This window comes from Haloarcula montana (assembly GCF_035666295.1).
Classification (GTDB): domain Archaea; phylum Halobacteriota; class Halobacteria; order Halobacteriales; family Haloarculaceae; genus Haloarcula; species Haloarcula montana.
In genome coordinates, this window is the sequence record NZ_CP142027.1 from 578121 (window position 1) to 596108 (window position 17988).

The 17988-nt window shown below is 63.4% G+C and carries 15 protein-coding genes; 12 read left to right on the forward strand and 3 right to left on the reverse strand.

All coding sequences use genetic code 11. From position 1 onward, the window contains the following. Positions 1-4: 4 nt before the first annotated feature. Together VJ109_RS03090 and VJ109_RS03095 are read right to left on the reverse strand one after the other, a co-directional pair. On the reverse strand, positions 5-1177 hold the full coding sequence (locus VJ109_RS03090; RefSeq protein ID WP_324758922.1) for a COG1361 family protein: 1173 nt from the start codon (positions 1175-1177) through the stop codon (positions 5-7). Positions 1178-1334: 157 nt separating this feature from the next. Further along, positions 1335-2210: a homoserine kinase gene (locus VJ109_RS03095; RefSeq protein ID WP_324758923.1), complete on the reverse strand. Its 876-nt coding sequence runs from the start codon at positions 2208-2210 to the stop codon at positions 1335-1337. A gap of 103 nt (positions 2211-2313) precedes the next feature. Here VJ109_RS03095 and VJ109_RS03100 point away from each other — a divergent pair, with 103 nt between their 5' ends. Together VJ109_RS03100 and VJ109_RS03105 are read left to right on the forward strand one after the other, a co-directional pair. Beyond that, on the forward strand, positions 2314-3642 hold the full coding sequence (locus tag VJ109_RS03100; RefSeq protein ID WP_324758924.1) for an NAD(P)/FAD-dependent oxidoreductase: 1329 nt from the start codon (positions 2314-2316) through the stop codon (positions 3640-3642). A 61-nt stretch (positions 3643-3703) separates the two neighbouring features. Next, positions 3704-4318: a hypothetical protein gene (locus tag VJ109_RS03105; RefSeq protein WP_324758926.1), complete on the forward strand. Its 615-nt coding sequence runs from the start codon at positions 3704-3706 to the stop codon at positions 4316-4318. 5 nt (positions 4319-4323) lie between these two features. Here the strand turns inward: VJ109_RS03105 and VJ109_RS03110 are convergent, their stop codons facing one another. After that, positions 4324-4926 (reverse strand): DUF6149 family protein, encoded by a 603-nt coding sequence (locus tag VJ109_RS03110; RefSeq protein WP_324758927.1) that lies wholly within the window; start codon positions 4924-4926, stop codon positions 4324-4326. Positions 4927-5053: 127 nt separating this feature from the next. Here VJ109_RS03110 and VJ109_RS03115 point away from each other — a divergent pair, with 127 nt between their 5' ends. The 10 genes from VJ109_RS03115 (at position 5054) to VJ109_RS03160 (ending at position 17622) form a co-directional block, all read left to right on the forward strand. Then, positions 5054-6301, forward strand: a complete 1248-nt coding sequence (locus VJ109_RS03115) for an NAD(P)/FAD-dependent oxidoreductase (protein ID WP_324758928.1) — start codon at positions 5054-5056, stop codon at positions 6299-6301. Between the two features lie 56 nt (positions 6302-6357). Further along, positions 6358-6774, forward strand: a complete 417-nt coding sequence (locus tag VJ109_RS03120; RefSeq protein WP_324758929.1) for a DUF7124 domain-containing protein — start codon at positions 6358-6360, stop codon at positions 6772-6774. Positions 6775-6849: 75 nt separating this feature from the next. Further along, positions 6850-7695, forward strand: a complete 846-nt coding sequence (locus VJ109_RS03125) for a DUF7847 domain-containing protein (RefSeq protein ID WP_324758930.1) — start codon at positions 6850-6852, stop codon at positions 7693-7695. A 72-nt stretch (positions 7696-7767) separates the two neighbouring features. After that, positions 7768-8535: a DUF7847 domain-containing protein gene (locus VJ109_RS03130; RefSeq protein WP_324758931.1), complete on the forward strand. Its 768-nt coding sequence runs from the start codon at positions 7768-7770 to the stop codon at positions 8533-8535. 48 nt (positions 8536-8583) lie between these two features. Then, positions 8584-9117, forward strand: a complete 534-nt coding sequence (locus VJ109_RS03135; protein WP_324758933.1) for a DUF5815 family protein — start codon at positions 8584-8586, stop codon at positions 9115-9117. A 36-nt stretch (positions 9118-9153) separates the two neighbouring features. Next, positions 9154-9936, forward strand: a complete 783-nt coding sequence (locus VJ109_RS03140) for a hypothetical protein (RefSeq protein WP_324758935.1) — start codon at positions 9154-9156, stop codon at positions 9934-9936. Between the two features lie 95 nt (positions 9937-10031). Next, complete coding sequence (locus tag VJ109_RS03145; protein ID WP_276180506.1) at positions 10032-10262, forward strand: hypothetical protein; 231 nt, start codon at positions 10032-10034, stop codon at positions 10260-10262. 123 nt (positions 10263-10385) lie between these two features. Beyond that, entirely contained in the window at positions 10386-13673 is a 3288-nt protein-coding gene (gene carB / locus VJ109_RS03150) for a carbamoyl-phosphate synthase large subunit (protein WP_324758937.1), read from the forward strand. Positions 13674-13781: 108 nt separating this feature from the next. Then, on the forward strand, positions 13782-15473 hold the full coding sequence (locus VJ109_RS03155) for a histidine kinase N-terminal 7TM domain-containing protein (protein WP_324758938.1): 1692 nt from the start codon (positions 13782-13784) through the stop codon (positions 15471-15473). 1069 nt (positions 15474-16542) lie between these two features. After that, positions 16543-17622, forward strand: coding sequence for a GNAT family N-acetyltransferase (locus VJ109_RS03160; protein WP_324758939.1), 1080 nt, complete (start codon positions 16543-16545; stop codon positions 17620-17622). The last annotated feature ends 366 nt before the right edge of the window (positions 17623-17988 follow it).

Consider the following 17988-nt stretch of genomic DNA (forward strand, 5'->3'; position numbering starts at 1 on the left):
GTGTTCACCCCCGGAGACGGCGCCAGCCGAGCGCACCGAACAGGACGACTACGAGCGCGCCGCCGGCAGCCAGCGGCGGGACGGGGAACGACGACTGTCTGGTGGTCGCCTCGCCGGTGCCGGACTTCGCGGGCGTGAACGTGACCGACGTGGTCCGGTTCACGCGGGTGTCGTCGACGACGTAGCTCACTTCGAGCGGGACGGTGACGGTCCCGTTTTCCGTCGTCGTCGCCTGGACCTCGAACGACGAGAAGTCGCTGGCGGGGACCTCACCGACGAAAAAGCGGGACTGGGACTGGGCCGGCTGGACGGCCGCCGACTGGCCGACGGTGACCATCGCGCCGGTGGCGTTGCCGCCCCCGAGGTTGCTCGCGCTGCCACGGATCGTGAGCTGGTCGCCGTCCTGGGAGACCCGCAGCCCCGTCAGCGTGAGGGTCGCGGGGTTCTCGACCGGATCGGCCGTCGTCGACAGCGAACGCGTGACGGTCCGGTACTCGCCGCTCTCGGTGGTGTAGGTCAGCGTCGCGGTGAACGTCTGTCTCCCGGGATCGACTTCGCTTGCCGGGAACGTCAGCGTCGTCTCGTTGCCGGCCTGGAGCGACGAACGAACGCGACGGTCCTCGTCGAGTGTCATCGTTGCGTTCTGGCCCTCCAGTTCGACAGAGACGCCCCGGATCTCCTCGGAGAGCCCGTTCGAGAGCTGTAGGGAGACGTCGGTCCGGTCGTCCGGGCCGACAGCGCCGGTCGACAGCGACATCGCGGGATGGGGTTGGACGGCCGTGACCGTGACGTTGCGCGTGAACCTGTAGGTGTCGCCGTGGAGCGTATCCACGAAGACGTGGGCGACGGCGTGGTGCTCGCCTGTCTCGTCGACCGGCATCGTCAGGTCGTAGTTCGTCGACTCGCCGCCACCGAGGTTCTCGGTCGGTTTGATCCGGTCGTGCATCGTACTGTCCGGATCGGTGGTGTTGTGCAGCGCGACCCACCGGACGTTGTACGACTCGTCGTCGGTCGGGTTCGAGAGCGTCACGTCGACGGTCACGTCCTGATCGGGCGTCGGCCGCTCCGGGGTGGCCGTCGTCTCGACGGAGATCACGCCGCCTTGCTGGCCGGCGGCGGCCGGAAGCGAAACCGACGCGGCGACGATCAGCGTCGCCAGCAACAGGGCGCGTCTCATCGGTACCTCCGGGTGACAGTGGGTCGTCGAGCAAACGGTGCGACCGGGCGTGGGACAGCGATCATAGCGACTGAAACATCGATCCACTCGATAAAAGCCACAGGAGCAGCGTTTCAGCGCCAGAGACAGCCACCACCGGACGGACTGTAAGCGTCGCTCAGAAGAGCTGTGCCCCGCGACCGATGCGAGTCTGGTAGGCGCGTGCGTCGACACCGCGCTCGCCGAAGGCATCCAGCATGGCGCTGGCGATAGCTTTCTGGTCGTGGTCCTCGCAGGCGGCGATCACCGTCGGCCCGGCTCCCGAGATCGTCACGCCCGTGGCTCCGGCGTCGAGTGCGGCTTCCCGGACCGTCTCGTAGCCGTCGATGAGTTTCGCACGCGCCGGGGTGACGACGGTATCGTGCATCCCACGGCCCACCAGCGACGGGTCGTCGCGGTGCATCCCGGTCGTCAGCGTGGCCGCGTTCCCGACGGTCTCGATGAGCTGTTCGACCCGAGCGTGTTCGGGGACGACCCGGCGGGCGTCCCGTGTCGAGACGACGATGTCGGGGAGACAGGCGACCAGCGGGATGTCGGCGTCGATCTGTGTGACGCCCGAGTCCGTGGCGATGGTGAACCCGCCCATGATCGAGGGTGCGACGTTGTCGTCGTGGGCGTCCCCCGAGACGACCGCCTCGCCTTTCGCGGCGATCGGAACGAGTTCCTCCCGGGTGTACCCCCGGTCGTACAGGGCGTTGAGGCCGACGGCGGCGGCGGCGGCACTGGCCGCGGAAGAGCCCAGTCCCGAGGCGGGTCGGACGCCCTTGTCGATCTGGATGTGTGCGGGCGCGTCGAGCGCCTCGGCGACGGCCCCGACCGTGTTCTTCTCGGGGTCCTCCGGGATGAACTGGCTCCCGGCCCCGGTCACCTCGATAGTGGTCCGGTCGGCCTTTGTCAGCCGGACGACATCCGCCGGGCGTTCGAGGGCGGCGCCGAAGACGTCGAAGCCGCTCCCGAGGTTCGCACTGGTCGCAGGCGCCCGGACGGTCAGCATGCCTGCGCATTTCAGCAGTGTGGTGAAAAAGGTAGCGAACCCACGTAGTGGCGACCGACAGCGAAACACAAGCTAAATCCCACGACGACTGATACGGCGGAGTATGATCGGCGTCGTCGGCGGCGGGATCGCCGGCCTCTCGGCGGCCTACAGGCTCAGGCAGCGCGGCCACGAGGTCCGCGTCTTCGAGGCGAGCGAGGATCTGGGCGGCCTCGCGGCGGTGTACGAGACTGCCGGTGATCCCATCGAGAAGTTCTACCACCACCTCTCGAAATCCGAGGAGACCATCGTCGAACTGGCGGCGGAACTGGGGCTCGATGAGGACGTGGAGTGGCACGTCGGCAAGAACGGCTACTACGTCGACGGCGTCGTCCACCCGATGGACACCCCCTGGGAGATCCTGGCCTATCCCCACTTCACGCTGTATGATACGTTCCGACTCGGGCTGTTGACGCTCGATATCGACATCCGCGGTGGGGTCCCGAAGTTCGACACCTACGAGCGCCTGGAGGACTTCGAGGACGTTCCCATCGAGGAGTTCGTCGTCGAACACACCACTCAGGGCGTCTACGACAACTTCTTCGAACCGTTACTGGACGCGAAGTTCGGCTCTCGCAAGGACGACATCAGCGCCGCCTGGCTGCTGGGCCGGATCAAGTTCCGCGGCGAGCGCGACATCCTCCACGGGGAGATTCTGGGCTACCTCGACGGGGGGTTCGGCCGGCTCTTGGACGCGCTCGTCGACGCGGTCGGCACCGAGAACATCGAGACGGGCACGCGCGTGACAGACATCGACGCCGGCGACGGGACCGTCTCGTCGCTGACGGTCGACGACGACGACGGCGAGACCGTCCACGACGTGGATAGCGTCGTCGTCGCGGCGATGCCGAACGTCATGGAGGAGTTGACCGGCTACAGCTGTGCCATCGACTTCCAGGGAACGATCTGTTCGGTCATCAGCATGGACGAGCCGTTGCTCGACACCTACTGGCTGAACGTCGCCGACGAGGCACCCTTCGGCGCGCTCATCGAGCACACGAACTTCGTCTCGGCCGAGCGCTACGGGGGCGAACACCTGCTGTACGTCGCCCGCTACGTCCAGTCCCCGGAAGAAGATATCTGGCAACAAGACGACGAGGCAGTCCGGGAGACGTGGCTGGCCGGTATCGAGGACCTGTTTCCGGCGTTCGACCGCGAGGTTGTCAACTGGGTCCAAACCGCCCGGAACCCCCGGACAGCGCCGGTGTACGAGCGGGGCTACCTCGATATGGTGATCCCGTACGACCTGAGCGAGGCGGTGGCCGACGGACTCTACTACGCGGGGATGGCCTCCCGCGCGCAGTACCCCGAACGGTCGCTGAACGGCGGTATCGTCGCCGGCTACGAGTGTGCAGACCGGATCGAGGAGCGCGCTGTCGAAGCCCCCCGGTAGCCAGCGTCGCGTCGGCAGAAAACGGCGTGAAACTCATGATTGCAGCGCCCGTAGGTCCCGTATGCGCCGCCGGGAGTTTCTCGCAGCGCTGAGCTGTGGGTCCGGACTCCTCGCTGGCTGTACCGACAGCGGCGGGCGCGAGCGGGTCACGCCCGCGCCAGTCCCGACGGTCACGACGACGGAGCCACCGCGGCGCGACCGGACCGTCAACCCCTGCCCGGCGCTGCCACGGGACGCCGAGCAGTTCGTCTGTTCCAGCGTCGAGACCAGCGGCCGGCCGATACAGCTCACCGCGAGCAGGGACGTGTTCCCCGTCGATACCCTCAGCGAGGTCGGCAAGCGGATCAGGTTCGTCCTCAGTAACAGTTCGCTCGTCCCGTTCTCGACGGGGCCGGACTGGTGGACGCTGGCCCGAAAGGACCCGGACGGCTGGACCGTCGTCCACGACGGGAACCACCGGGAACACACCGACGTCGGCCCGAGCGATAGCTTCGTCTGGACGCTCGGACTGAACGGCTCGGTCGAGTCGGGACCGGCCCACCGAGACGTGGTCGTCGACACCAGAAACGGCCGCCACGCCTTCGTCGTCACCGGCTATCATCGGGACGGCGACCTGCTCGCAGTGATCGCGCTGTTCGAACTACGACAGCGGTGGACGGACACCCGCAAAGAGTAGACGGGTCAGTCGCCGGCAGCGTTCTCGGGGTCTTCGTCGACGCCCGGCGCCTCCGTCGGCGACACGTCCTCGGGTTCGTCCTGCCCGCCGACGACCACCTCGCCGTCCTCGGTCTCGACGTAGACGTCGTCGGCGAACCCACCCTCCGCGTGGGGGTGTTCGGGGTCGTCGAGTTTCTCCGGCGTCGAGGGTGCCTCGGCGATCCCGTCGGCGGGTTCGAACGCACCCAGCGGGTCGGAGATCGTGATCCCGTGGCGGTCGAAGAACTCGTCGTATCGCTCGTAGTGCATGTCGAGTTCGTCGCTGGGGAACTCCATCATCTCGGTCCAGCCGTGGTTGTAGAAGTCGAAGTTGGCCTGGATGTGTGTGATCTCCCGGGCCTCCGCTTCGGGGTAGCCAGCCTCCAGGGCGGCCACGTAGGTGTCCATCGTCGCGTCGAAGAAGTCGTCGAGATGGGCACGGCGCTCGTCGGCGTACTCGGGGTCGGCCTTGTCCGCGAAGACGTTCGTGTGCAGGCCGACGAGCCGGTCGTTGACTTTCTCGCCGACTACCGGGAGTGTCAGTGCCTGCTTGGCCGCGAAGTGCTTGACGTTCTGACGGAGCTTCATCGTGGCTCTCTCGGGGCGCGAGCGTCTTGAATGGCGTGCCTACTGACCGTTTGGACAGCCCCAGCGCCCGGTCAGAACTGACACGGAGATAGCAATCCACATTAAGGCCGATAGCGAACACCCTGCTATGAGCACGTCGCACGTGATTATCGGTGACGGCATCGCGGGCGCATCCGCGGCCGAAACAATCCGGGAAGCGGACCCGGACGCCAACGTGACGGTCATCACCGACGAGGGGGAAGCCCTGTACAACCGAATCCTCATCAAGGAGTTCGCCAAGGGAAAGCTGCCCGAGGCACCCATCTCCATCCACAAGCCCGAGTGGTACGAGGAGCGGGACATCGACCTCGAACTGAACACACACGTTACGGGTGTCGACGCCGACGCCCACGAAGTCCACACCCACCAGGGTGACGTCTACGAGTACGACAAACTGCTGGTCGCAACCGGCGGGACGCCCTCCCAACTCCCCGTCGAGAACTCCGACGCCGACGGGATCGACCACTTCTGGACGTTCCAGGACGCGCGCAGCATCAAGCAACACGCCGAGGAATGCGAGAAGGGGATCATCGTCGGGGCCGGCCTGCTGGGCATCGACCTGGCGGCGGTCTGTGGCGCACAGGAGATCGACGCCAAATACCTGATGCGTGGCAACCGCTGGTGGCGCTACGCACTCTCGGAGGACGGCGCCGAGATCATCCACGACGCGATGCGGGAGAACGGCGTCGAACCGGTCTTCGAATCCGGCGTCGACCACTTCGAGGTCGACGACGACGGGCGCGTCGAGGCAGCAGTCGATCCCGACGGCAACCGCTACGAGGGCACCTGGGCCGGCGTCGCCATCGGGCTGGACTTCAACACCGAGTTCCTGGGCGACCTCGATCTCGAAGAGGACGACGGCATCGTCGTCGACGAGTACATGCAGACCAGCGTCGAGGACATCTACGCGGCCGGTGACCTCACCCAGTACTACGACACGATCCTCAACGACCGCGCACAGAACGGCTCGTGGGGTTCGGCCAAAGAGCAGGGATCAGTCGCCGGCACCAACATGGTTGCCGACGCCGAGGAAGAGGCGTTCCGCTGGGTCTCCTCGTACTCGATCACCCACTTCGACTTCCCGTTCCTCTCCTTTGGCCATCCGACCCGTGGCGACGACGAGGCCGAGCGCAAGTACAGCGAAAACGAGTGGCGCCGCGTGGCCTTCGAGGACGGCCAGCTCGTCGGTGGCGTGCTCATCGGCGACCTCTCCCAGCAGTCGGCGTTCAAACAGATCATGCGCGAAGAGCTCCAGGTCGCGGACAAGAAGGAACTCTTACTGGAGAAAGAGGTCGACGTCGAGGAAGTCAAAGCGCAGGCACCCCAGGCCGAGTAACGGCCTAGCAGCGGGAGAACGACGCCCTTTTTTCGACCGGTAGCACAGGTTTAGGCATGGACGGCGGCAACGGCGACATGACCCTCGCGTTCGATCTCGACGCACTGAAGCAACTCGCCTACCCTGACAGCGTGTTCAACGACGCGCGCCAGTGGTCGGAGTACGTGGGCGTCGTCTCGGATCAACCCACCTACGTCGTGACGAACTTCACCCGGAAACACCGCGTCCGCCAGGACTTCTTCTCCGGTCCACGGAGCCGGGAAGAGAGCTTGACGAACGTCAAAGAACAGTTCGACACCGACCGGCACGTCTACGTCGGGACCAGCGACGAGGACGCCGCGCTGGCCGAGCGGGCCGGCTGGGAGTTTCTCTCCGTCGAAGACGCAGCGACGGCCGCCGAGTGGGAGTTGGGCGAGCCCTCGACGCCGGCCGCGACAGCCAACGAGGACGACGAACGCGACGACTGGCCCTGACAGTCCGGACCCACGGGATCGCGGCGTTTCGTTCGTATCAAAGACGTTTTGTAATTTCGTGTTCCCGGGGCGAATATGGGAATCGGAGTCGTCGACTCGCTCAAAGGTGGGGCACAGAAGCTGGCGTCGCCGAACGGCCTCGGAGTGCTGGGGGCGTTCGTGGCGCTGGCGGTGGCAAACGTCGTCATTACGCAGACGATCTTCCTTCGAAGCGTCGAGCGGGCGCTGTCACGCGCCGGCGTCGAGTGGTCCGAGGCGGTCGCGGAAGCGCCCGCGTCCGCTCCGCTGCCGATGGGTGCCGGGCTGGCCGGTCCGGAACAGTTCTTCCCGGAAGCGATCGGCGTCTCGTTGCCGGTTGCCGTGGCACTGTGGGTGCTCACCGCGCTGCTGGCCGAGGTCGTCAGAGTGCTGGGCATCCGGGTGTTCGCGAGCGACGAGAGCGGTGTCCCCTCGGGGCTGTTCGACAGCATCGGGTTCACGACGCTGAACTCGCTGATCGCGAGTCTCGTCGCGACGATCGTCGTCATGCTCGGTGCGGTACTGCTGCTCATCCCCGGGATCGTGCTGGCGATCCTCCTGGAGTTCGTCCGCCAGGAGGTCGCGCTCAACGACGCCAACCCGTTCGAGGCGCTGAGCAACAGCTACGCGCACGTGAAAGCGAACTTCCTGGCGGTGTTCGCCCTGGGAGTGGTCCTGTTTACCTTGCTACTACTGGTCGGCGTCGGAGCCGGGACGGTCGCCTCCGGCCCGTCGCTCCCGGGCCTGCCGTCGTTCGTCTCGGCAGTCCTCACGACCGGGGTAACGGTGTACACGCTGGCGGTGATGACCGACGCATACCAACAGGCCGTCGACGGCGAGACGGGAGGCGCCACGTCGACGGGCAGTGACACCCCGAACGACACCGAGGGAAGTCCGCTGTAGCCCTGGGCCACAACCGCTGTCCCACAGTCCGGGACGGATAGTTTTATTACGTTCTCAGTTCGGGAATCGAACATGTCCCTGCAAGTCGGTCAAGCCCTCCGCGACGGTATCGACGATCTGACGAGCGAACGCGGTGTGTTGTTCGTCGCCGTGTTCGTGCTCTATGGGTTGCTCAACGGCGTCGTGAGCCAGTCGCTCTCGCTGGCGATCAACCGATCGATCGCCTCCGCGTTCGACCTCCCGCCCTCGGCGATGCAACAACAGGGAGCCTTCGGCGGCGCTTCGAGCGCGCTGGGACTGGATCTTTCCCTCGCTGTCGCGGCCGTCTTGACGGTGCTACTGTGGGCGATCGGCGTCGCGCTTCGCATCGTCGTGATCCGGTCGTTTGCCTACGAGGGGCCGAGTCCGCTCCCGTCGGCGGCGACTGAGAACCTCGTGTCGACTGTCCTCACGGCACTGGCAGCGTCGGTCCTGATGACCGTGTTGCTGGGAATCGGGTTCGTGTTGCTGATCCTGCCCGGCCTGGCGCTTGCGGTGCTGTTTTTCTTCGTCATGCAGGAGATCGCGCTCAACGACAGCGGCGTTATCGAGTCGCTCAAGAACAGCGTCGATCTCGTCGGAGACAACCTCGGTGGTGTCGTCGTCCTCATCATCGTCACCGTCGTAGTGGGGATCGTGATCACCATCCCGCTGGGAGCGGTGTCGCTGGGCCTTCCCGCGACCGTCTCCACGGCGATGACGACGATACTCGGTCAGATCGCGTCCGTCTTCGGGATCGCCGTGGTCACCAGCGCCTACCAGCAGGCGATGGCCGACCAGGAAGCCGAGGAAGAGTTCTGAGCGGGAGATACCGCGGCGTTTAACCCCGTGACGGCCCAATCGGGGCCAATGGCAGAACCGCGCGTGCCCGGCAGCCGCGACTCCGCGCTCGAACTCCCCTGTGGCGAACACGCCGACACCCACGACCTCCACCTCGGGATGCGGGAGTTCGACTGTGCCTGTGGCGGGACTCACGCAGTCGTACTGGACCCCCACCCGTTGGCCCGGTTCGTCCCGGAGTTTCTCGTCGAGGTCCTGCAGGCGACAGTGGAACCGAGCGACGACCACGACGAGTTCACGACCGTCCACCTCCTCGGTGTCGTCATGGAGGAGTTCCCGGACTCCGTCGCCGTCGCCGACACGAGCGAGGACGGTGCCGTGGGCTACTCGATGGCCTGGGTGACGGAGTTCGACTCCCGGCGGCTCCACGAGATCGTCGTCGAGTTGCTCGTCGAACTGATGGAACACGCCGTCAGCCACGCCGAGGACGACGCGGTCATGGACGAGTTCGAGGCGCAGATGCTGGAGTTCGACGTGGCGACGTTCGTCGACGAGTACCGCGCCGAGCGGGACTTCGAGGACCGCCACGACAGCGCCGTCTGACCCGTACTGTTTCCTCCGTCGAGCCGTAGTGTCGGTATGGCCTGGCGCGTCGCCGTGGTGTTGATCGTGATGGTGACCGCCGGGTGTACCACACTGAGCGGCCAGTCCGCCCAGCCACCGACGGTGACGCCCGCGCCGGTCCCCGAACAGACCCCCGGCGAGAACGGCCGCCCGCTGGCCCCGGGACTGGCCACCGAGCGACTGGTCGATGCGGAGGTGCTCGCGGCCGCACACGTCGACCAGGTCCGGAACCGGTCGTACACGCTGTCGATCGACTGGGCGTCGGCCGGCCAACAGCAACGGAGCCTGCTGCGCGTCGAGAGCGAACGCCGCTACCGCTATCGGAGCCAGACCGGAACCGGCTACAGCGACCAGTCGTTCGTCGACGGCGAGACGCGGTTCAGCCGCCACGAGCGACCGCTTGGTGTCGAGTACACGAGCGGTGACGCCGAGCCCGCCCGCGAACGAATCAGCGGGATCACGGAGCGTCTCGTCCGGAACTTCCTCGGCGTGGGCAACAGTACCGTCACCGTCCACGAGGGCGATGCGGGCCGGTACTACCTGGTCCGGACCAGCCACCCGAACCCGCCGTCACTGAACGAGGTCCGGGACTTCCAGGCCCGTGCACGCGTCGAGCCCAGTGGGCTCGTCCGTTCGATGGAGTTTACCTTCCGGAACGCCGACCAGAACACGACCGTTCGGTACGGCTTCGAGTACACCAGGCTCGACGAGACCACAGTGGACCGGCCGGACTGGGTGACCCAACGGTGGCCCAACGTGACGACTGACGACAGACGGGGGCTGTCCGACAGCGGGTGACAAACACGGACCGGTGCCGTCGTGTGGTTTCGTGAAATCGGCCGTCTGACTGCTGTCTGACGGCGTTATATGGGGAACGAGGCCGAAGGGATGGTATGCGCATACGTCACGGTGAGTTCGAGCGCATCCGGTCGGTGCTCGAAGAAGCCGACGCCGAGGAGCCCCTGACCGCGCGCGAGATCCTCGACGTGCTCGCCGCACACGACGAGGACTTCGAGAGTGCCCACCGTGTCGCGACAGTACTGGGCCGGCGCGCCCAGACCGGCGAAGTCGAGGTCATCCAGGGGCAACCGTATCGGTACCAGTTCAGCGACCACGAGACCTGAGACACCGGGAACGGATGTGAACGCCCCCCGTGTGAGGGGAGCACATTACGATATTCGAAATTCGGCTTCGAGCTTCGTACCCTTTCGCCGGGCTTATTACGATGTGTGGACTCCGGTCGGGTAATGACAGCCGAGGAAGACCGCACGATACTTCTCATCGGGAGTGGCCCGATCAAGATCGGACAGGCCGCCGAGTTCGACTACTCCGGCGCACAGGCGTGTCGCGCCCTCCAGGAGGAAGGTGCGCGGGTCGTCCTGGTGAACTCGAACCCGGCGACCATCATGACCGATCCGGAGATGGCCGACAAGGTGTACCTCGAACCGATCAACACCGAGGCCATCAGCGAGATCATCCGGAAGGAGAACCCCGACGGGGTCATCGCCGGCCTGGGCGGCCAGACCGGCCTCAACGTCACGGCCGAGCTCGCCGAGGAGGGCATCCTCGACGAGTACGACGTGGACGTGATGGGGACGCCGCTCGACACCATCTACGCGACCGAGGACCGGGACCTGTTCAAACAGCGCATGGAGTCGATCGGCGAGCCGGTGCCGGCCTCGACGACCATCGCCTTGGACGACGACGAGTCCGTGACCGACTTCGACGAAGAAGCGCTCCGCCAGCGCGTCGAGGACGCCGTCGACGAGGTCGGTGGTCTCCCGGTCATCGCCCGCACGACCTACACGCTCGGTGGCTCCGGTTCCGGAGTCGTCCACGAGTTCGAGGAACTCGTCGAGCGGGTCCGCAAGGGCCTGCGTCTCTCCCGGAACGGCGAGGTGCTGATCACCGAGTCCATCGAGGGCTGGGTCGAACTCGAATACGAGGTGATGCGGGACGCAGACGACTCCTGTATCATCATCTGCAACATGGAGAACATCGATCCGATGGGGATCCACACCGGCGAGTCGACCGTCGTCACGCCCTCGCAGGTCATCCCCGACGAGGGCCACCAGGAGATGCGCGACTCCGCGCTGAAGGTCATCCGCGAACTCGGCATCCAGGGCGGCTGTAACATCCAGCACGCCTGGCGCGACGACGGCACCCCCGGCGGCGAATACAGAGTGGTGGAGGTCAACCCCCGCGTCTCCCGGTCCTCCGCGCTGGCCTCGAAGGCGACCGGCTACCCCATCGCCCGCGTCACCGCGAAGGTCGCCCTCGGCAAACGGCTCCACGAGATCGAAAACGAGATCACCGGCGAGACCACCGCCGCCTTCGAACCCGCCATCGACTACGTCGTGACGAAGGTGCCACGCTGGCCCATCGACAAGTTCACCGACGTGGACTTCGAGCTGTCGACGGCGATGAAATCGACCGGGGAGGCGATGTCCATCGGCCGGACCTTCCCCGAGTCGCTGCTGAAGGCGCTGCGCTCCTCGGAGTATACGCCCGCGGTCGACTTCGGCGACCTCGACGACGAGGAACTGGAAACGGAGTACCTCGTCCGGGCGAGCCCGGATCGCCCCTACGCGATGTTCGAGGCCTTTTCGCGGGGCTACACGGTCGATGAGGTCGTCGACCTGACCGACATCCACGAGTGGTACGTCGAGCGGTTCGAGCAGGTCGCCGACGCCGCCGAGGCCGCGATGGCCGGCGACTACGAGACCGCCGCCCAGGCCGGCTTCACCGACCAGGAGATCACCGCCCTGGCCGGCGGCGGGTTCGAGGACACCCACTCCTCGTGGCTCCCTGCTGCGCTCGGGGACGGCGGCGACGGGACCGAAGTGGAAGCGGCCACCGACGGTGGCGAGGCGGCGACACCGCCTCGGGAAGACGGTGGAACCGTCGATGGCGTCACGGTCGACTCGGTCGAGACCGAGACCACCGACCGCGACTACAAACTGGTCGACACCTGTGCCGGCGAGTTCGAGGCGACGACGCCGTATTACTACTCGACGCGGGACCCGATCTCGGGCATCGACCGCAACGAACTCCAGATCGACCCCGATATCGAGAGCGTCGTCGTGGTCGGCGGTGGGCCGATCCGCATCGGCCAGGGTGTCGAGTTCGACTACTGTTCGGTCCACGCGGTCCGCGCGCTGGAGGAACTGGGCATCGACGCCCACGTCGTCAACAACAACCCCGAGACCGTCTCGACGGACTACGACACCTCCGACGGGCTGTTCTTCGAGCCGATCACCGCCGAGGAGGTCGCCGACGTCGTCGAGGCGACCAACGCCGACGGCGTGATGGTCCAGTTCGGCGGCCAGACCTCCGTCGACATCGGCCACCCGCTCGAACAGGAACTTGAACGCCGCGGGCTGGACTGTGAGATCATGGGGACTTCCGTCGAGGCGATGGACCTCGCGGAGGACCGCGACCGGTTCAACCAACTGATGGACGACCTGGGCATCTCCCAGGCCGAGGGTGGCACCGCCACGAGCGAGACCGAGGCCCTCGAACTGGCCGAGGAGATCGGCTACCCCGTGCTGGTCCGCCCGAGCTACGTGCTCGGTGGCCGTGCGATGGACGTGGTCTACAACGACGACGACCTGAAGACCTACATCGAGGAGGCAGTGCGCGTCTCCCCGGACAAGCCGATCCTCGTCGACGACTTCCTGGCCGACGCCGTCGAACTGGACGTCGACGCCGTCGCCGACGAGGACGACGTGCTGATCGGCGGCGTGATGGAACACGTCGAGACCGCCGGCGTCCACTCGGGGGACTCGGCGTGTATGATCCCGCCGCGCTCCCAGGAGATCAACGACGTGATGCCCCGCATCCGCGAGGTGACCGAGGACATCGCGGACGCGCTGGACACGGTCGGCCTACTGAACGTCCAACTGGCCGTGCGTGACGGCGAGGTGTACGTGCTGGAGGCGAACCCCCGTTCCTCCCGGACGGTGCCGTTCATCTCGAAGACGACCGGCGTCCCGATCGCGAAACTGGCCGCGAAGGTGATGGCCGGCGGCTCGCTGGCCGACCTGGACGTCCAGGAACAGATCCCCGAACAGGTCTCGGTCAAGGAGGTCGTCCTGCCGTTCGACCGCCTGCCGGGTTCGGACCCGCGGCTCGGCCCGGAGATGAAGTCGACGGGCGAGGTCATGGGTACCGCCGGTTCCTTCGGCAAGGCCTACCAGAAGGCTCAGATGTGTGTCGACAAGCCGATCCCCCTGGAGGGGACGGCTATCGTCGACCTGCCGGTGCTGGGCTACGAGGAACACTTCGACGTCAAGAGCCTCGACGACTTCGAAGACACCGAGGCGGTCGTCGAGGCGATCCAGAACGGCGAGATCGACCTGGTCGCCTCCCGCGACCGGGACGTGCTGGAGGCGTGTGTCGAGGAGACGGTGACGTACTTCTCGACCCGCGAGAGCGCCGAGGCCGCACTGGAAGCGATCAACTCCAACGACCAACCCCTGGCCGTCCAGGCCGTCGACGAACGCCCCAAGACCCAACGCGAGTGGGGCCGCTGACGGCCGTCGGGACCGCTACTGGGTCGCCGGCCGTTCGCTCGGGCGAGACGACCGGATCGGCGCAGGGACACAACTGCTAAGACAGTCCCACCGAAACTACCGCGGACGTTGGTCGCTGACATCCTGCTAGGTGCCGTGGTCGCCGGCGGCAGCGTCGCCGCCGGGGTCGGTGCGCTGGGGCTGGCCGGCTATCTGGTCCGTCACCGCGGCAGTCCGGGAGTGAACTGGTTCATCGGCTCGTTTCTGGCGACCGCACTCTGGTGTCTCACCTACGGGTTCGGCCTGCTCGTCGACACCTATCCGCTTCGTGCCGATCTGGAGGCTGTTGGGCTGGTAGCCGCCGTCTGGACCGGCCCGCTGTTCCTGATGTTCACACTGGAGTACACCGGTCGGTCGGCGACAGCCCGGAGCTGGCAGTCCGGGATGATCCTGGCACCGCCGGCGGCGATCTCGGGGCTGATCGTGACCTTCCCGTACCACTCACTCCTGTGGAGCGGGCTCCAGCCGGCGCCGGTGTTCGGGCTTTCGGTCCCCGGATACACGATCGGCCCGCTGCTGTATCTGATGGCGACCTTCGTGTTCGGGTGTACGGGGATCGGCGCGCTCTTGCTGGTCGAGACCGTCGTCAGCTACGGCCCCCTCTATCGAACGGAGGCGGCGGCGGTTGCGCTCAGCACGATCCCCCCAGCGGCGGGTGTACTGCCCTGGCTGTTCAACGTCGGCCCGGTTCCACAGCTCAACCTGGGGCCGCTGTGTTTCCTCCTCCACGTCACGCTGGACGGCTACGCGTTCGTCGGCAGCAACATGTTCGAGACGAACCCGACGACGGAGCGGGCGGCCCAGCGGTCGGCCATCGACGACCTCGGTAGCCCGACCTTCGTCCTCGACACAGCCGACCGCGTGGTCACGGTCAACGACGCAGCCGTCGACGTGTTCGGCCTGGAACGGGAGTCGGTCCTCGGCGAGCCGCTGTCCACTGCCGTCGCTGTCGACCTGGAAGGTGGGGCCGACCATCAGACCGTCTCTGTCACCACCGACGGCCGCGACCGACAGTTCTCGGTAGTCACCTCACCGTTGACCGATCCGGCAGACAGAAACGTGGGTCGGACTGTCGTCTTTCAGGAGATCACGCGGGAACGTGAACGCGAACAGCGGCTGGACGTACTCAACCGCGTCATCCGGCACAACCTCCGGAACGAGATGACGGTCATCATGGGCCACGCGAACTTGATCGAAGGGCGTAGCGACGCCGAGGCGGTCGAAGCCTCCGCGGAGACGATCAAAGCGAGCGGAAACCGGTTGCTGGCGACCGGCGAGAAGGCACGGGAGTTCGAGCAACTCCGCGGTACCGAGACGTGTACGGAATCCGTCGACGTGAACAAGCTCGTCCAGGCGCGAACGGCAGACCTCAGAACCGAGTTTCCGGACGCGACCGTCGAGGCCGTGCTTCCCTCCTCACCGACAACCGTCGAGACTGACCCTCGCGTGCTGTCGCTCGTGATATCGAGCCTGTTAGAGAACGCGTTAGCACACAACGAGACGGACGATCCCAGGGTAGTCCTGACGGTCGAAGCGTTGCCCGCTGGCGGGATCGAGATCACGATCAGCGACAACGGACCGGGGATCGAAGCCGAAGAACTCGCGCCGATCCAGAAAGGCAGGGAAACGTCGCTGGAGCATACAACCGGGATCGGCCTCTGGATCGTCAGCTGGGGGGTCTCGATGCTCGGCGGGGAGATCGAGTTCGACACCGACGGCCAGGGAACCGCTGTCTCCCTCCGACTGGAGTGCAGGCGGTAGTAGCCGTTAGAAATCAATGCATACACGATCGCACGAACGCAGTGGGATCGGTGTGTAAATCGTTTCAATTGGTACTATAGAGACTTCCCGTAGAGGCCGGTGGCTCTGTCGGAGGATACTTTTTAGGTTGTGAATAGATGAAATATTCGGGGCCTGAAAACAGTGGACTGACCGTCAGCAGTCCTGATAAATCAACTAGCTTTTTTGAGCGCGGTACAAGATGGAGGGCGCGTATCTTGTACAGAATCATTTCCCGGTTCGGGTAGCTCGAATCGCTCAGTACAGGTGTATTGAATAGCATTGACATCGTAAGCAGCCCAATTGTCGATAAGACAATTTCTTCGGGACCTATAGATGCGTCTGATACGACGTATATCCGCGTAGCTGGAGAAGGTGGAGCAAGTGATGACTTGGACCAAATAACCGGCGGTTCTGACGGGCAAATAATAGTCCTACAAAGGGAGGATAACGGCATCACAGTCAGGGACAGCACCGTCTCAACCGATGTTATCAGACTTCTGGTGGGACAGATAAGACACTGGGATTCAAGGTTGACAAATTAATGCTAATGTACGACGCAGAAGATGCGCGCTGGAATCAGGTTGCGTTCTCGTCGAATGCATAATCCTTCACCTGTACTGGCCAATCCTATCTACTGTTTTTCAGGAAGCTTTGTACAAGAGAAGCGCTGTGAATCCAGCAGCGTTTTCGCCAATTACTCAAACGCTGTCAGAAAGCGCGTAACCGATGCAGAGCTTAAGCTCAGTACGGCCAAAGGTTGTTATTCAAATAATCAGGCTTGTGCTTCAATCTATTATATCCTGCCTAACAATTAGAGTGGCAAGTAAAAGCGGGATAAGCATGCGATTAAGCACAACGGTCGTTCTCTCTTTGGACGCAGAATTGAGTTGGGGATTCCACGACAATACTGACAGTCCAGTAGAACGAGTCACAACTACTCGGGATCGTCACCGATTGAAGCATCTCATTTCGATGATTGCTGAATACCATGATAAGTACGAGATCGAGATTGAAACCATGTCTCAAGTTGCAGACAAGGTGAGAACGAATGAATGAGTATAAAATTCGCCAATATAGATCCGGTGATAAAGAAGCGTTTCTTTCTCTCTATTCGGCTGTGATGGGTGACGAGAAGCAGGAAAATTGGTTTGCCTGGAAATACAAGGAGAACCCGTATATCGACCATGTTGCTATGATGGTTGGGGTTTTTGAAGAGACGATTGTTGGAGCAAGACCGTTCTTTGCCCTGCCAGTGAGTGTCAATGGGGAACATGAGGTTGCGCTTCAACCGGGGGACACGATGGTTCATCCGGATCATCGACGCCAAGGGTTATTCACCCGTATGACAGAACAGGCCATCGAACGGTATGCTGGCGATCATCCTTTCTTTTTCAATTTTCCGAACCACCGATCCCGTTCGGGATACCTCAAACTCGATTGGGAACCAGTGTCTGAACGATTATCCTATTACAGAGTCGAAAACCCCGAAAGTCTGGGAAAGTCTCGGGCTGATCAAAGAGCAGTTCAACTCTTAAGCAAGATCAGTTCACCAATTGCACAAGGGTATTATCATTTTCGAGATTCCACTGCGTCGGTGCCATCACAAACCAATATTAGAACAGAATCAGAACCTCCTGCAAAGGAACTTGCCACGCTGTATCGTAGCTCCACTCCAGATAAAATTCATGTACTGCGTGATGAGCAATTCTATCAGTGGCGTTTCAATAACCCTGACTGGGAGTACACTACCTATATAATATATGGAGAGACCAACCCGGAAGCTGCTATCATCACTGGAACATCAGATAATTCTGACTGTGTAACAACGAAATTTACTGATATAATTCCGCTAGAAAACCCATCAAACGATGCACTCAGAGGATTATTCAGTCGGGTTTTAACAGATCATACAGAAACAGATCTGTTTGTCGCTCCACCTCAAGGGATTCCAGACTCTGTACTGAGAGAGTTTGGATTCCACGCTGATACTGTTCCGCCGCTTTCGTTTCTCACAACACAAACAACCCATGTTGTGAGAGCATTGACCAATAGTTGGACGCAGAATGGGTTAGATATTACTGATCCAGACAACTGGCACATGACATTTGTTGAAGAGGATACGAGCTAAATCAGCAATGTATCTATTCATATTTGCCGGATCGCTAAGGGATGTCGTCGGAACCGTTCCCGGCGACCCCAGGGCGTCATAGAACGGTTCACATACTTATGCACTGATGCCGAGAAGTAGTCGTAGAGGTGACATCGGATTCGGCCAGGTACAGATCGTTGCTGAATACGCGCTTGTATTCAGCAGATCGCTCTCAACAAAACTCTATTTTGATAGAAACGTAAGCGGTCAATACGCAGCCACGCTCTATCAGTCGATTCAGGATTTAGGTCGGGAAAATAACGAAATCCCGTGCTGACTACAACCTCTATCTCTCGCACACTTGTTCTGACAGTTTCTGGTACGGTGGCTTGCCTCAGTTTGACG

Coding starts and splice junctions, on each gene's coding strand:
- VJ109_RS03090 (WP_324758922.1), bottom strand. CDS start 1,177: ATGAGACGCGCCCTGTTGCTGGCGACGCTGATCGTCGCCGCGTCGGTT.
- VJ109_RS03095 (WP_324758923.1), bottom strand. CDS start 2,210: ATGCTGACCGTCCGGGCGCCTGCGACCAGTGCGAACCTCGGGAGCGGC.
- VJ109_RS03100 (WP_324758924.1), top strand. CDS start 2,314: ATGATCGGCGTCGTCGGCGGCGGGATCGCCGGCCTCTCGGCGGCCTAC.
- VJ109_RS03105 (WP_324758926.1), top strand. CDS start 3,704: ATGCGCCGCCGGGAGTTTCTCGCAGCGCTGAGCTGTGGGTCCGGACTC.
- VJ109_RS03110 (WP_324758927.1), bottom strand. CDS start 4,926: ATGAAGCTCCGTCAGAACGTCAAGCACTTCGCGGCCAAGCAGGCACTG.
- VJ109_RS03115 (WP_324758928.1), top strand. CDS start 5,054: ATGAGCACGTCGCACGTGATTATCGGTGACGGCATCGCGGGCGCATCC.
- VJ109_RS03120 (WP_324758929.1), top strand. CDS start 6,358: ATGGACGGCGGCAACGGCGACATGACCCTCGCGTTCGATCTCGACGCA.
- VJ109_RS03125 (WP_324758930.1), top strand. CDS start 6,850: ATGGGAATCGGAGTCGTCGACTCGCTCAAAGGTGGGGCACAGAAGCTG.
- VJ109_RS03130 (WP_324758931.1), top strand. CDS start 7,768: ATGTCCCTGCAAGTCGGTCAAGCCCTCCGCGACGGTATCGACGATCTG.
- VJ109_RS03135 (WP_324758933.1), top strand. CDS start 8,584: ATGGCAGAACCGCGCGTGCCCGGCAGCCGCGACTCCGCGCTCGAACTC.
- VJ109_RS03140 (WP_324758935.1), top strand. CDS start 9,154: ATGGCCTGGCGCGTCGCCGTGGTGTTGATCGTGATGGTGACCGCCGGG.
- VJ109_RS03145 (WP_276180506.1), top strand. CDS start 10,032: ATGCGCATACGTCACGGTGAGTTCGAGCGCATCCGGTCGGTGCTCGAA.
- carB (WP_324758937.1), top strand. CDS start 10,386: ATGACAGCCGAGGAAGACCGCACGATACTTCTCATCGGGAGTGGCCCG.
- VJ109_RS03160 (WP_324758939.1), top strand. CDS start 16,543: ATGAATGAGTATAAAATTCGCCAATATAGATCCGGTGATAAAGAAGCG.